Annotated in this window: 15 protein-coding genes; 7 read left to right on the top strand and 8 right to left on the bottom strand. The window is 63.1% G+C overall.

All coding sequences use genetic code 11. The annotated features are described in order from the left end of the window. Positions 1-300: 300 nt before the first annotated feature. Together ACYG9Z_RS14800 and argB are read left to right on the top strand one after the other, a co-directional pair. Entirely contained in the window at positions 301-531 is a 231-nt protein-coding gene (locus tag ACYG9Z_RS14800; RefSeq protein WP_023696030.1) for an amidase family protein, read from the top strand. Between the two features lie 77 nt (positions 532-608). Next, positions 609-1,502, top strand: coding sequence for an acetylglutamate kinase (argB, locus tag ACYG9Z_RS14795; RefSeq protein WP_013528489.1), 894 nt, complete (start codon positions 609-611; stop codon positions 1,500-1,502). Between the two features lie 42 nt (positions 1,503-1,544). On the opposite strand, the gene ACYG9Z_RS14790 is transcribed toward argB, so the two are convergent. The 3 genes from ACYG9Z_RS14790 to ACYG9Z_RS14780 all read right to left on the bottom strand — a co-directional run bounded on the left by ACYG9Z_RS14790 (position 1,545) and on the right by ACYG9Z_RS14780 (position 4,191). Beyond that, positions 1,545-1,943, bottom strand: a complete 399-nt coding sequence (locus tag ACYG9Z_RS14790) for a RidA family protein (RefSeq protein ID WP_023687463.1) — start codon at positions 1,941-1,943, stop codon at positions 1,545-1,547. Between the two features lie 112 nt (positions 1,944-2,055). Further along, positions 2,056-3,603, bottom strand: coding sequence for a magnesium-protoporphyrin IX monomethyl ester anaerobic oxidative cyclase (gene bchE / locus ACYG9Z_RS14785; protein ID WP_023703792.1), 1,548 nt, complete (start codon positions 3,601-3,603; stop codon positions 2,056-2,058). 111 nt (positions 3,604-3,714) lie between these two features. Further along, complete coding sequence (locus ACYG9Z_RS14780; RefSeq protein WP_023687465.1) at positions 3,715-4,191, bottom strand: Lrp/AsnC family transcriptional regulator; 477 nt, start codon at positions 4,189-4,191, stop codon at positions 3,715-3,717. A gap of 139 nt (positions 4,192-4,330) precedes the next feature. Between ACYG9Z_RS14780 and phhA the strand changes: the two genes are divergently transcribed. After that, positions 4,331-5,167, top strand: a complete 837-nt coding sequence (gene phhA, locus ACYG9Z_RS14775; protein ID WP_023752345.1) for a phenylalanine 4-monooxygenase — start codon at positions 4,331-4,333, stop codon at positions 5,165-5,167. 196 nt (positions 5,168-5,363) lie between these two features. Here phhA and ACYG9Z_RS14770 read toward each other — a convergent pair whose 3' ends face one another. From ACYG9Z_RS14770 to ACYG9Z_RS14760, 3 genes are all read right to left on the bottom strand, one after another. Beyond that, positions 5,364-6,803, bottom strand: a complete 1,440-nt coding sequence (locus tag ACYG9Z_RS14770) for a GMC oxidoreductase (protein ID WP_023681347.1) — start codon at positions 6,801-6,803, stop codon at positions 5,364-5,366. Continuing rightward, on the bottom strand, positions 6,800-6,970 hold the full coding sequence (locus tag ACYG9Z_RS14765) for a hypothetical protein (RefSeq protein WP_023681346.1): 171 nt from the start codon (positions 6,968-6,970) through the stop codon (positions 6,800-6,802). Before ACYG9Z_RS14765 ends, ACYG9Z_RS14770 begins: the two co-directional genes overlap by 4 nt. A gap of 177 nt (positions 6,971-7,147) precedes the next feature. Continuing rightward, a complete protein-coding gene (locus ACYG9Z_RS14760) occupies positions 7,148-7,909 on the bottom strand; it encodes a GGDEF domain-containing protein (protein ID WP_023681345.1) in 762 nt (253 codons plus the stop codon). Between the two features lie 175 nt (positions 7,910-8,084). Here ACYG9Z_RS14760 and ACYG9Z_RS14755 point away from each other — a divergent pair, with 175 nt between their 5' ends. Further along, positions 8,085-8,804, top strand: a complete 720-nt coding sequence (locus ACYG9Z_RS14755) for a pyrimidine 5'-nucleotidase (RefSeq protein ID WP_023681344.1) — start codon at positions 8,085-8,087, stop codon at positions 8,802-8,804. Positions 8,805-8,902: 98 nt separating this feature from the next. On the opposite strand, the gene ACYG9Z_RS14750 is transcribed toward ACYG9Z_RS14755, so the two are convergent. Further along, complete coding sequence (locus ACYG9Z_RS14750; RefSeq protein WP_023681343.1) at positions 8,903-9,748, bottom strand: LOG family protein; 846 nt, start codon at positions 9,746-9,748, stop codon at positions 8,903-8,905. A 148-nt stretch (positions 9,749-9,896) separates the two neighbouring features. On the opposite strand from ACYG9Z_RS14750, the gene dapD reads away from it, so the two are divergent. The 3 genes from dapD to ACYG9Z_RS14735 are packed head-to-tail and all read left to right on the top strand — an operon-like array spanning position 9,897 to position 11,944. After that, positions 9,897-10,751: a 2,3,4,5-tetrahydropyridine-2,6-dicarboxylate N-succinyltransferase gene (gene dapD / locus ACYG9Z_RS14745; protein WP_023673222.1), complete on the top strand. Its 855-nt coding sequence runs from the start codon at positions 9,897-9,899 to the stop codon at positions 10,749-10,751. After that, positions 10,748-11,152, top strand: a complete 405-nt coding sequence (locus ACYG9Z_RS14740; RefSeq protein ID WP_081725464.1) for a DUF805 domain-containing protein — start codon at positions 10,748-10,750, stop codon at positions 11,150-11,152. Before dapD ends, ACYG9Z_RS14740 begins: the two co-directional genes overlap by 4 nt. A gap of 21 nt (positions 11,153-11,173) precedes the next feature. Beyond that, the gene (locus ACYG9Z_RS14735; RefSeq protein WP_023752346.1) at positions 11,174-11,944 is read left to right on the top strand and encodes a hypothetical protein; all 771 of its coding nucleotides are present in this window, start codon (positions 11,174-11,176) and stop codon (positions 11,942-11,944) included. A gap of 66 nt (positions 11,945-12,010) precedes the next feature. Here ACYG9Z_RS14735 and ACYG9Z_RS14730 read toward each other — a convergent pair whose 3' ends face one another. Next, positions 12,011-13,024: a 2-dehydropantoate 2-reductase gene (locus ACYG9Z_RS14730; RefSeq protein ID WP_023752347.1), complete on the bottom strand. Its 1,014-nt coding sequence runs from the start codon at positions 13,022-13,024 to the stop codon at positions 12,011-12,013. Positions 13,025-13,113 lie beyond the last annotated feature (89 nt).

Genomic DNA, 13,113 nt, shown 5'->3' with positions numbered 1-13,113 from the left:
GCTGTCGTTAGCCTCCCGCAGATAGGGGAACAGCAATGTCGGCCGAACGGATGCTGTGGGAGAACGATGCGACCGGCTTGGCAGAGCTGTTGCACAGAGGCGAGATCTCGCCGCCAGACCTTGTCGATGCTGCGATCGCGCGCGCCGAGGCAACCCGATCATTGCGCATCCGCCGCTTGCCTGAGGCGCCATGGACCCGAAGGGGGCCGACGAGCTCATCGAAAACCTGCTCGACAAATTGCATTTGACCCGTCTCTTGGAGATCAGATCCTTGTTTGGGCAATTGATGGACAAGAGCCTGTGGTTCACCACTGGCCGGCGATCCAGAATGTCAGCGGCCAGCCGTCGATCGCGCTGCCGGTCCATGTCACCGATGCCGGCCTGCCGCTCGGCATCCAGGCCGTCGGCCGCCCCGGCGACGAGCAGGACGCTTTTGTCGCTTGCTGCGCAGATGGAGAAGGTTTCCGGGTGGCTGACGCGGCGGGCGCCGCTCAAGGTGCCGGCCTGATCCGGCAGATTTCATCATCGTGATAGCAAAGCTGTTTGCGGCCTGGGCCAATTCCCGCTAAGACGCCGCCGTCCTTACCCACATCCAGGGAACCATGCCGATGACGGAGATCACCGCCACCGCCGAAATGCAGGCCGCCCTGCTCTCGCGGGCCCTGCCCTATATGCAGCGCTACGAGCACAAGACGGTGGTGGTGAAATATGGCGGTCATGCCATGGGCGATATCGAGCTCGGCAAGGCTTTCGCCCGTGACATCGCGCTGCTGAAGCAGTCCGGCGTCAACCCGATCGTCGTCCATGGCGGCGGGCCGCAGATCGGCGCCATGCTGGCCAAGATGGGCATCGAATCCAAGTTCGAAGGCGGACTGCGCGTCACGGATCAGAAGACGGTCGAAATCGTCGAGATGGTGCTGGCCGGTTCGATCAACAAGGAGATCGTCGCGCTGATCAACGCCGAGGGCGAATGGGCGATCGGCCTGTGCGGCAAGGACGGCAACATGGTGTTCGCCGAAAAGGCGCGCAAGACCATGATCGACCCGGATTCCAACATCGAGCGTGTGCTCGATCTCGGTTTCGTCGGCGAACCGGTCGAAGTCGACCGCACCCTGCTCGACCTGCTGGCGCGCTCCGAAATGATCCCGGTGCTGGCGCCGGTGGCGCCCGGCCGCGATGGCCATACCTACAACATCAATGCCGACACCTTCGCCGGCGCCATCGCCGGCGCCTGCCAGGCGACGCGCCTTTTGTTCCTGACCGACGTGCCCGGCGTGCTCGACAAGAACAAGAAGCTGATCGACGAGCTGACGGTGGCCGAAGCCAAGGCGCTGATCAAGGACGGCACGGTGTCGGGCGGCATGATCCCCAAAGTCGAGACCTGCATCGAGGCGATCGAGCGCGGCGTCGAAGGCGTCGTCATCCTCAACGGCAAGACGCCGCATGCGGTGCTTCTGGAACTGTTCACCGAACACGGCGCCGGCACGCTAATCGTGCCCTGATCGGCAACTGGCTTGGCGGCCAGTTGGTCGGCTGGCCAGCCCTTAGGCAGGCTGGGGCAGGCGCGCGATGACCTTTATCTCGAAGTCGAAGCCGGCTAACCAGTTGACGCCGACCGCCGTCCAATTGGTGTAGGGCGGTTCACCGAACACCTTCAGCCGAACGGCATCGATCACGGGCCATTGCGTTGCCGGATCGGTGTGGAAGGTGGTCACGTCGACTATATCGTCGAACGTGGCGCCCGCTGCTTTCAGCACTGCCGCGAGATTGTCGAAGGCAAGCTGGACCTGCTTTTCGAAGACAGGTTCGGGCGACCCGTCCTCGCGGCTGCCGACCTGGCCCGAGACAAACAAAAGATCGCCCGATCGGATTGCAGCAGAATAGCGATTGATCTCGTAGAGAGCCTGCCTGCCGGCAGGAAAGATCGCGTCACGTTTGGTCATTTTCACTCCATTGTCCGGGGCACTCACATACGTCCCGTATGCATGAGGTGGGTACATACGCCGCGTATGTCAATACGCATACGGTACGTATCTATGAATGGCAGCGAGCCGGTCAGGTGCCGGCCGAGATCGCGACAGCCGCTTCGGCCGGCTTGAGCGGCGGGCGCATGACGACCATGGATTCCTCATCGGCATCCTGCGGCGCGCCCCAGAACTCAGCCAGCGTCGGACCATCCTTGAGGCGGCGGTCGCGGGCCAGGAAACCCCAGACCTCGCGGAACCACACGCGGCGGCCCATTTGGGTGTACCAGCGCATCGAATGGCGCTGTTCGGGATCGGGGTGGAAGAGAATGCGCGCCAGCGCCTTCGGCCGCGACTGCACCGCGACCTCGATCAGCTTGACCGAGAAGAACAGCATCCACGGTTTCAGCCGGGTCATCTGCAGCACCTGGTGCTTGTAGTCCCACAGCCGGGCATCCGTCTGGATCACCTTGCGGTCCTTGGCGATGCGGAAGAACGGCGTCCAGCGGTGCGGCGTGACATAGAGCGCCTGGATCTGGTCGGGGTCGTAGGCAAGCAGCTGGCGAAAGCCGCGCCACAGATCGCGAAAGGTCTCATCCTCGAACCCCGCCACCCAGGTCGCCATGGACAGTATGCCATGCTGGCGGAGCAGCCGGATCGCCTCGCGGTCGGATGAGGTGCTGCCGCCCTTGCGGATCAGTTGAAGCGTCTGCTGGTCGGTGTTTTCCATGCCGAGCAGCCAGCGGATGACGCCGGCCTTGCGATAGAGGTGCAGGATGTCGGCATCGCGCACGATGTCGTCGGCCCGGGTCGAGCCGACGATCAGCACCGGCACGTTCTCGGCGATCAGCGCATCGAGAAAGGCGCGCCAAACCTTCTTCGATACGGTCGGGTTTTCGTCGGCGAGGTTGATCAGTTCGACGCCGTGCTGGCGGTGCAGCCAGGCAATCTCCTGCGCAAATTTTTTGGGGTCGCGGTGCCGCCAGCGGGTCCAGAAACCGCGCTGGCCGCAATAGTTGCACAGATGCGGACAGCCCCGCGAAAACTGCATGACCACGGCGCGCTTGCCGCCCCAATAGCTGTAGCGGCGGTGATCGATCAGCTCCCAGCCGACGCGGTACTCGTCCAGATTGGCAGTGGTCCCGGCCGGCCGCGTCGCGAAGGGGCGGCCGAGATCGTCGCGATAGGCGATACCCGCGACATCGCCCAGCGGCCGGCGATTGTCCAGTGCCACGACCAGGGCAAGGATGGTTGCCTCGCCCTCGCCGCGCACGATGAAGTCGAAGACATCGCTCGCCGCCAATATGTCGCGCCAGTGATAGGTCGGGAACACGCCGCCATAGATCACCAGCGTCGCCGGCTCGAGCGCCTTGACCATGCGGGCGATCGCGAGCGCGGTGGGATGCGCCGAGGTCGAGCCGGAGTGGCCGATCAGGATGCAATCGGGCTGGCCGCTGAGCGCATCGCGCACCAGAGTTTCCAACGGCATCGGCCCGAATTCGGCATCGACCAGCCGGACTTTATGGCCGGCGTCGATAAGCGGGCCGCCCAGTGCCAGCAGGCCGAGCGGTGGCAGATGGTCATCGGGCACGCGGCTGCCGATGGCGGTGTGCGGCGGATTGATCAGCACGATGTTCATGACGGACCTTTGAGCGACGGTCCGCATGGCGTAGCCGGCGTTTCAGTTTCGCATTTGGGCTCCGTTCAGCAGTTTGCGTGCAGCTTTTCCGCAGAAATGGCGGTGCGTGTCCTACCGCCTGAGGTGGGCGAGCGGCACGTGGCCCGGGCCCTTGATGTTCTGCAGCACCAGCTGGGTGTGAACGTCGCGCACGCCGGCAAGGCGCATCAGGCGGTGCATGACGAAGGCGTTGAGTTCGTCGACCGACGGCACCATGACGTGCAGCAGGAAATCGTGGTCGCCGGTCATCGTCCAGCATGACGACACTTCGTCCATGCGTTGCACGGCGGCGATGAAGGTTTCGGGCGAACCGTCGCTGTGGCTGGTGAGCCGCACCTGGATGAACACCTCGACCATCAGGCCGACGGCGCGGCGGTTGAGCACGGCGGCAAAGCCCTTGATGATGCCGGCCTCCTGCAGCGCCTCGAAGCGGCGGGCGCAAGGCGTCGTCGACAGGCCGATCTCCTGCGCCAGTTCGGACACGGGCTTGCGTCCATCGCGCTGAAGAACATCCAGCATCTTGATCTCGAAATCGTCGAACTGAGGCATTTTCACTCTCTTTCAGCTTCTGCTTGGTGATTTTTACCTCAAATCATGGACCCAAGCCATCATCAAAGCTGAATTGCCTCGCCGGCCGCCGCTAGACTCTGCGGACAGATTCAAGTGTCACGATCAGGGGAGAAGAACCATGACGACGATGAGCGTTGCCGAATATGCCCGTGATTGCGCGGCGCAAGGCCTGCGTGGCGACTATTCAGTGTGCCGTTCCGACTTCACCGTGGCGCAGGGCTACAACTACAGCGCCGACGAACAGGCGGTGTGGCGCACGTTGTGCGACCGGCAGACCAAGCTGACGCAGAAGCTGGCGCACCATTCCTATCTCGATGGGATCGCCGCACTCGGCCTGCTCGACAAGATCCCGGATTTCGGCGCGGTCTCAGACAAGCTGCGCAAGCTGACCGGCTGGGAAATCGTCGCCGTGCCTGGCCTCATCCCGGCCGCGCCCTTCTTCGACCATCTCGCCAACCGGCGCTTTCCGGTGACCAACTGGCTGCGCACCAAGGACGAGCTCGACTACATCGTCGAACCCGACATGTTCCACGACTTCTTCGGCCATGTGCCCATCCTGACACAGCCGGTGTTTGCCGACTTCATGCAGATGTATGGCGAAAAGGCCGAGAGCGTGATTGCGCTGGGCGGTGACGAGATGATCACCCGTCTCTACTGGTACACCGCCGAATACGGCCTGATACAGGAGGAGGGCCAGAAGCTGAAAGCTTTCGGCGCCGGGCTGATGTCGTCGTTCACCGAATTGCAGTTCGCCGTCGCGAGCGCGGACGCGCACCACGTGCCCTTCGACCTCGAAACGGTGATGCGCACCGGTTACGAGATCGACAAGTTCCAGCGCGCCTATTTCGTGCTGCCGTCTTTCGACGTGTTGCGCGATGCGTTCCGGACCGCCGATTTCAAGGCGATCGTCGCCCGCCGCAAGGGGCAGCCGGCGCTGGACCCAGCGACGGTTTAGCAAACCTGAAGGGTTGCGCGGCACCTATCCCCACCCTTAATCCCTCCCCACAAGGGGGAGGGAGATCTCGTTGGCGCTGATTTCCGAGGGTTTCGACACCAAGGCATGGGTAGCGCCGGCAGCAATCCTGTCGCGCCGTTCGCTTTTTTGACAATCAGACGGTGATGACTTCGTCACACCCGGGGGGATGACTTCGTCACACCGTGATTACTTTGGTCAGATGGTCGCCTAGCCGGCAGGCAAGTGCGGTGATCGTCGTCGTCGGGTTGCATTCGCCCGACGTGCAGAATACCGAGGAACCGCCGACATAGAGATTGTCCATGCCGTGCACCTTGCAGTTGGCGTCGACCACGCTCTTGGTGACATCGGTGCCCATGCGCGTGCCGCCCATATGATGGTGGCCGGCCAGTTCCTCATCCGTCGGGTAGTCCTCGCCATTGGTCAGCCAGTCCATGATGCGGACGCGGCCGAGGTCCTTCTCGATCAGCGTCGTTCCGAACAGCTTGAGCCCCTCGAGGATGGTGCGGCGCTCCAACGGCGACTTCTTCCAGTGCAGCTCGATGCGCGGCACGCCGGCACGGTCGACATCGGTCTTCGACAATTCGATATGGTTCGAGGCCAGCGGCGCCTGTTCCCAGGCGACGTAGAGCTGGGCGGCGCAGCGCAGGTTCTGGCTGAGCTGGTAGGCGACCCATTCGGCGGCCTCGGGCGCGGTGCAGGCAAGGTCGGCAATCAGGCTCTTGACGCCGGCATAGGGCGTCTCGATCAGGCGTATGCCGAAATTCATGATCTGCAGCCGCTCCATGGCGGCGAGCATCGGCGAGAAGAACGCCTCGTTGACGGCATCGACCTCGAACTCGCTGTAATCGGCCAGGATGGCATTGCCGCCCTCGAAGGTCGGGTGCTCCATCCAGTAGCGGCCAAGTGCCGTGGCGTTCGGCACCACGCCGCCATTCGAGCGCTGGTTCGACCATAGAAGCAGCCGCGAATTCTCCAGCCCGCCGGCGCAGACGATGAAATAATCGGCGCTGAAAGCGCCGGCATCCTTGCCGTTCGACCACAGCCTGGCGCCGGTCACTCGTTTGCCGTCCCCGGCAAGTTCGGTGGCATAGGTGTTGAGCACGAGCGCTATGTTTTTGCTCTTGTCGAGCTCGTCGGAGAATTTCTCGCCAAAGCGCACGGCCGGGCTCTTGATCAGCTGCACCCAGCGTATGTCGTCTGAAATCGGCACATCGGGCTTGAAGTCGGGAAGCTCGAGTATGTCGTGCACCTCGGGCAGATAGGGCTCGATGTCGGTCCGGGCGATTGGCCAGCCGGTGTCCGGCGCCCATGCCTTGGGCTCAAAGTCCTGCTTGTCGAGCACGCGGCACCAGCCGGCCCAGTGGTTCGACGACCCGCCCATGAAGCGCAGCCGGGTGATGTCGAGATCGAAATATTGATCGCCGACCGTGGAGCCGCGGTAGAAATCCTGCGACTCGTCGCTGAATTCGCGTGCGCCGGCCTCCAGCACCACGACCGGAATGCCGGCGGCGCCGAGCTTTCTGGCAATGGTGGTGCCGGCCGGCCCGGAGCCGAGAATGCAGACCTTGGGCTTGAAATCCGAGGCTCGAAACGCCTCATAGCTGTCGAAGATCATGCCAGGTCGCTCCGCTTCAGGATCCAGCCATTGACCACGACGATCTCGTCGGGATCGGCCGGAGGGCGGTCGCTGTCAGGCTGCTTGCGAAAAAGCTGTAGCGCCGGCATCGCAATCAGCGCCTGCACGATGGTGCGGCGCGATATTTTCCTGATGAAGAAACTCATGACACGTCTCTGGATGGGGGCTTCGATCCACGCATGGCGTTCCCTGAACGGCACAGGTACCGGCCAGACATGCCATTCCCGTGCCAAGCCTTGCCTGTAAACGAGTTACAACCCGGTAAACGGCGCAGTTGCGTGGAAACAATGTTGGCGAACCGTTAACAGCCCCACCACCAACACCTAGGCAGCTTCGGAAATGTCCCGGTCGAGGATCGACAAATTGCGGCCGCGGTGCTTGGCCTCGTAGAGCCGGCGGTCGGCGGCGCGCATCAGGTCCGAGACATCGGCATCTTGCGCACAGGTGATGCCGCCGATCGAGACGGTCAGCGGCACCGTGCGCTCGTCGACCGGACGAAAGCGGACCAGCTCGACTTCACGGCGGATGCGCTCGGCCACGCGCCGGGCTTCGGCTTCCGTAGCGCCGACCAGGAAGGCGCCGAACTCCTCACCGCCAATGCGGCCGAGCACGTCGCCGCTGCGGACGCCGCGCTCGATGGCGCTGGCGATCAACACCAGTGCGTCATCGCCGGTCAGATGGCCGAAACTGTCGTTGATCGCCTTGAAATGGTCGGCGTCGATGATCAGCAGCGCGCCGCGATCGGATTTGCGCCGCGAGCCGTCCAACGCGGCAAAGAAGCTCTCGCGGTTGAGCATGCCGGTCATGTCGTCGCGGCTCGCCTTCGCCGACAGGCGCCGATGCGCGGCGGCGAGCTGGGCATGCGCGCGGGCGAGATCGCGATGCGCGTTTTTCAGTCGGTCGCTCTGCCAGAAGGTGCTGGCGCAGGCGATCCAGGCGAGCGCCAGCGGGCACACCGTCGATGTCAGCCAGACAGTGCGGTCGACCGGAAAACCCATGGCGGGAACGATGATCAGCGTCAGCAAAAGCGAGATGGCTACCGAGCCGAATGCGACCGCGGCGGACTTTAAGACTATGCGACTCATCGCTGGCTCCCACTGAACCGTCTCTGTGCCAGCAAGCCCTGAAGGCCACCTTTCCGTGATGGCTAAAATTTGAATGGTGAGCCCATTTTTACAACTCTAGATGCACATAGGTTGTGGATAAGCTCTACATCAGAAAGGGGTTCGAACGGCAGATATTTCATGCCATAAGGACGCCATGACCACGCTGCCCGATCCCGCCCGCTTCGCCCATGTCACCGACTGGGTGTTCGACCTCGACAACACGCTTTATCCGCACCATTCGAATCTGTTTTCGCAGATCGACGTCAAGATGACGGCCTATGTCGGAGAACTGCTCACGCTGCCGCGCGAGGAAGCGCGCAAGCTGCAGAAGGAACTCTATCAGGAATATGGCACGACGCTGAACGGGCTGATGACGCGTCACGGCATCGACCCCGACGACTTTCTCGAAAAGGTGCATGATATCGACTATTCGTGGCTGGTGCCGGATCCGGTGCTGGGCACCGCTATCCGCCAGCTGCCCGGCCGCAAGTTCATCTTCACCAATGGCGACCGCAGGCACGCCGAGCGCACCGCGCGCCAGCTCGGCATACTCGACCATTTCGACGACATTTTCGATATCGTCGCCGCCGGGCTGACGCCGAAGCCGTCGCGGCAGACCTATGAGAAGTTTGCCGAACTGCACGCCGTCACCGGACACAATGCGGTGATGTTCGAGGATCTCGCCCGCAACCTCGAGGTGCCGAAATCACTGGGCATGACCACGGTGCTGGTGGTGCCGCGCAATTTCGAGCCGACCTTTGCCGAGATCTGGGAGCGCGATCCGGCCAATGAGGACGACGTCGATTTCGTCACCGACGATCTCGCGACGTTTCTGACGGGGATAGTGGAGGGGGTAGAGGAATTGAGGAGCTGAAGAATTGAAGAACTGGTGAAAGGGAGACCGATCCGGACCTCCTTTTCCTCAATTCTTCAGTTCTTCAATTCTTCAGTTCAATTCCCATTTCGCCGACCCTATTCTCCTAACTTGTAGAACCGGCTGATAATCCCCCACGCCTCATCCGCGGTGTCGACAAAGTCGATGATATCCTGGTCGCCGGGCGTGATGGTGCCTTGTTCGGCCAGGAAATCGAGGTCGATCGCGCGCTGCCAGAACGCCTTGCCGAACAGGATCACCGGCACGCGTTCCATGCGGCCGGTCTGGATCAGCGTCAGCGTCTCGAAGAACTCGTCCATGGTGCCGAAGCCGCCCGGAAACACCGCGACGGCCTTGGCGCGCATCACGAAATGCATCTTGCGGATGGCGAAATAGTGGAAGTTGAAGCACAGCTCCGGGGTCACATAGGCGTTCGGCGCCTGCTCGTGCGGCAGGACGATGTTGAGGCCGATCGACGGCGCGCCGACATCGTCGGCGCCGCGATTTCCCGCCTCCATCACGCCTGGGCCGCCACCGGTGACGACGACGAATTCGCGGTAGTAGGACGTGGCCGATTGCTGTGAGCAGAGGCGGGCGAATTTGCGCGCCTCCTCGTAATATTTGCTGTTTTCCTCGAGGTTTTTCTTTTGCGTCTCGTTCTTGGCGGCCCAGGCCTCGCCGCCGGGCTCGGGAATACGCGCGCCGCCGAACAGGATCACCGTCGAGCGGATGCCGCGCTCGGCCAGGATCATTTCGGGCTTCAAGAGCTCAAGCTGCAAGCGCACAGCGCGCAACTCCCGGCGCGTCATGAAGTCGGGATCGTTCCAGGCCAGCCGGTAGGTTTCGGCGCGAGTCTGCGGCGTGTCGGGAACGCTTTTCGAGCGCTCCAGATCCTCGTCCGAATGCGGCAGCGGCGTCCATCCCGCCTTTTCCATAGGAGTCATATGCTTTCTACCCGTCCCAACAGTTCACTTGCGCCGTCCCATGGCGCACGCGCGATTGACCCCCAATACGCCTTAACATAGGGTCCGCGCGACTTTCAAAACAAGGTTAAGGCCGACGGCCTTAACAGCGTGGTAACGGAGCGAATTCATGTCGAAGCCTGATCTGGCCAGCCTCGAAAAGACGATCGAGAAGGCCTTCGAGGAGCGCGACACGATTTCGACCGCGACCCGGGGCGAAACGCGCGACGCCATCCAGTCCTCACTCGACCTGCTCGACCGTGGCACCGTGCGCGTTGCCGAGCGCCAGGCCGATGGCAAATGGCATGTCAACCAATGGCTGAAGAAGGCGGTGCTGCTCTCGTTCCGGCTCTATCCGATGGAGATCATCAAGGGCGGCCCCGGCCAGGCGGTCTGGTGGGACAAGGTGGCGTCGAAGTTCGACGGCTGGAGCGCGGTCGATTTCGAGAAGGCAGGCTTCCGCGCCGTGCCGTCTTCGATCGTGCGCCGCTCGGCCTATGTCGCGCCGGGCGCGGTGCTGATGCCGTCCTTCGTCAATGTCGGCGCCTATGTCGATAGCGGCACCATGGTCGACACCTGGGCCTCGGTCGGCTCCTGCGCCCAGATCGGCAAGAATGTGCACCTCTCGGGCGGCGTAGGCATCGGCGGGGTGCTGGAGCCGATGCAGGCCGGCCCGACCATCATCGAGGACAATTGCTTCATCGGCGCGCGCTCCGAAGTGGTCGAGGGCTGCATCGTGCGCGAAGGCTCGGTGCTCGGAATGGGTGTGTTCATCGGCCAGTCGACCAAGATCGTCGACCGCGCCACCGGCGAAGTGTTTTATGGCGAGGTGCCGCCGAATTCGGTCGTCGTCGCCGGCTCGATGCCGGGCAAGGCCTTTCCGAACAACGAGCCGGGCCCTGGCCTCTACTGCGCCGTCATCGTCAAGCGCGTCGATGCCAAGACCCGGTCGAAAACCTCGATCAACGAACTGCTGCGTGATTGATCCTGTCCGAGCAACCAGAGCGCTCCAGATTGCCCAACACACCACCACTTCCCTGGCTTTTCTTCAGCCTCTCAGGGCGCGTCAGCCCAAGTGCCTACGTGCTCGCCGGGCTGCTGCTGGTGCTTGCACAGTTTTTCCCGCTCTACCAGTTGTCGAGACTGGAACCCGGCACCGCAACCAGCCAGAACTGGGCACTTGTGTTCTGGGTCGTTTTGCTGATCTCGACATGGTCGAGCTTTGCGGTAACCGCAAAGCGGTTTCATGATTTCGGCAAGCCGACTTATTACGCGTTGATCTCTCTTATCATCGGCCCCATTCTTCTCATCGTTCTAGCGTGTTTCCGCGGTGACCCCGGTCCGAACCGCTACGGCAAACGCAGCAACGCGCCGGCTGAACCATGAGCGCCGACCGGATATCTCGCCATGCGCTACCGCACGCTTGATCCGAAACTGATCATCGACACCGCCGAGCGGCTGGAAGAGCGCGTCGCCGAGCGTTTTCCCGATGCCGGCCTGCGCGGCGTCGCCGCCGAACTGGTGTCGCTGTCGCGCGACCTGGCCAAGGCGGCGCAGGCGCTGGAAGCGCCGATCTGGTGGCTGCGCGGCGCCATCGTCGCCGCTGTTGCCGCCGGCGCGCTGATCTTCCTATTCGTCGGCACCATCCTGCCGCTCATCCATATCTCGCAGGCCGACGATGCGGTGCAGTCGGTGCAAGGCATCGAAGCCACGATCAACATGATGATCCTTGCCGTGCTCGGCCTGCTGGCGCTGATCCGCACCGAGGAGCGCATCAAGCGCAAGCGGGTGTTCCGCCAGCTGCATGGGTTGAGATCGCTGATCCATGTCATCGACATGCACCAGCTGACCAAGGATCCGGCAGCATTGTCCGCCAATTTCAGGCCGACCGCGCATTCGCCGGCTCGCATCACCAATGCCGCCGACCTGGCGCGCTACCTCGACTATTGCTCGGAGATGCTGTCGATCACCGGCAAGATCGCGGCGCTGTTTGCGCAGTCGGTCAATGACGATGTGGTCATCGACGGCGTCAACGACGTCGAGAACCTGGCGTCCAACCTGTCGCGCAAGATCTGGCAGAAGATCACGCTGATCGAGAACCACCCGGCGGCGCAGCCCCTGCCGGCGCCAGGCCCGGCGAGCAAAGCGCCGGCTCCGAGGCGCGCACCAAAGCTGTGACGCGGCGGGCCCACGCGCCTGTTTTCGGGCTATGCGGGCCAAGGCCCGAGGCTCGCGGCAAGTAGACTATCCAGTGACGGCTTCCGGCGTCAGCCCGGGTGAGCCGCACTTTTCCCGCTCGGCCTGCCGCACCAGCGCGGTGACCCGCTTCAGCAGAGGCGCCGGCGTGCCGGCCTTTTCGGCGAGGTTCAGGACGGCCCCCTGCAGGTCACCGATCTCGGTCGGCCGACCACGTTGGAGGTCGTCCCACATCGACGAGCGCGCCTGCGGGTCGATGGCGAGCATGCGGCGGGCGACCAGCCGGAACAGCCAGTCCGGCAGCCGGAGCAGTTTCGGCAGCAGGACGGGATGCAAGCCGCCGATCCGCGCCGGCGCGATATGTAACGCCTTCATCGCCGCCAGGGCCTCGTCGATCTGACCGGCCAGGATTCGCCGCCAGCGGCGATCGGCAAGTTCGCTCGCCAGCGGCAGGCCGGACAATGCGACAAGCGCGTTGTTGAGGTTGATCAGCAGCTTGCCCCACTGAACGGCTTTCATGTCGGGATGGGTTTCCACGCCAAGCCCTTCGACATCGAGAAGGCCGGCAAGGCCGGTCACGCCATCTTCGATCATGACCTTGCCGTCGCTGGCGCGATGCAGGTGAAGCGGCAAATTGCCTATGGCCGACTGGACGACATTGAACGGCACCATGCCGGCGAGCACAGTCCGTCCACCGAGCCCGGCGCGTAACCGGTCGGCATTGCCGACGCCGTTCTGCAGGCTGACCACCACGACATCGCCGCGCGCATGTCCGGCAACAAGCGACGCCATCTCCTCGGTAGCGCCGTTCTTGACCGTCACCAGCACCACGTCGGCACTGGCGAGGGCAGCGGCGGGATCGGTGGTGACGGACTCCGGCCGGATGGATCGGTCGCGACCATCGAGATCGGTGATGCGCAGGCCACCGTCCAGCAAGGCCGTCGCGATGCCTGGCCGCGCCAAAAACACCACCTTGCGTCCGGCCAGCGCCAGGCAACCGCCGACATAGCAGCCGATGCTGCCGGCGCCGGCAATGACGATGGTCTTTTCGGCGTTGGCCATGCGATTATCTCGTGTTGGCCTGCACTATACGACATGAAAACCATAATGTCGGCGGCAGGACCGGTCATCATCTCTGGCCGTGACAGGCC

Source organism: Mesorhizobium sp. RSR380A (genome assembly GCF_054719385.1).
Note: the sequence above shows the minus strand (reverse complement) of the source record. Positions and strands in the feature narration are given on the sequence as shown.

Coding starts and splice junctions, on each gene's coding strand:
- argB (WP_013528489.1), top strand. CDS start 609: ATGACGGAGATCACCGCCACCGCCGAAATGCAGGCCGCCCTGCTCTCG.
- ACYG9Z_RS14790 (WP_023687463.1), bottom strand. CDS start 1,943: ATGACCAAACGTGACGCGATCTTTCCTGCCGGCAGGCAGGCTCTCTAC.
- bchE (WP_023703792.1), bottom strand. CDS start 3,603: ATGAACATCGTGCTGATCAATCCGCCGCACACCGCCATCGGCAGCCGC.
- ACYG9Z_RS14780 (WP_023687465.1), bottom strand. CDS start 4,191: ATGCCTCAGTTCGACGATTTCGAGATCAAGATGCTGGATGTTCTTCAG.
- phhA (WP_023752345.1), top strand. CDS start 4,331: ATGACGACGATGAGCGTTGCCGAATATGCCCGTGATTGCGCGGCGCAA.
- ACYG9Z_RS14770 (WP_023681347.1), bottom strand. CDS start 6,803: ATGATCTTCGACAGCTATGAGGCGTTTCGAGCCTCGGATTTCAAGCCC.
- ACYG9Z_RS14765 (WP_023681346.1), bottom strand. CDS start 6,970: ATGAGTTTCTTCATCAGGAAAATATCGCGCCGCACCATCGTGCAGGCG.
- ACYG9Z_RS14760 (WP_023681345.1), bottom strand. CDS start 7,909: ATGAGTCGCATAGTCTTAAAGTCCGCCGCGGTCGCATTCGGCTCGGTA.
- ACYG9Z_RS14755 (WP_023681344.1), top strand. CDS start 8,085: ATGACCACGCTGCCCGATCCCGCCCGCTTCGCCCATGTCACCGACTGG.
- ACYG9Z_RS14750 (WP_023681343.1), bottom strand. CDS start 9,748: ATGACTCCTATGGAAAAGGCGGGATGGACGCCGCTGCCGCATTCGGAC.
- dapD (WP_023673222.1), top strand. CDS start 9,897: ATGTCGAAGCCTGATCTGGCCAGCCTCGAAAAGACGATCGAGAAGGCC.
- ACYG9Z_RS14735 (WP_023752346.1), top strand. CDS start 11,174: ATGCGCTACCGCACGCTTGATCCGAAACTGATCATCGACACCGCCGAG.
- ACYG9Z_RS14730 (WP_023752347.1), bottom strand. CDS start 13,024: ATGGCCAACGCCGAAAAGACCATCGTCATTGCCGGCGCCGGCAGCATC.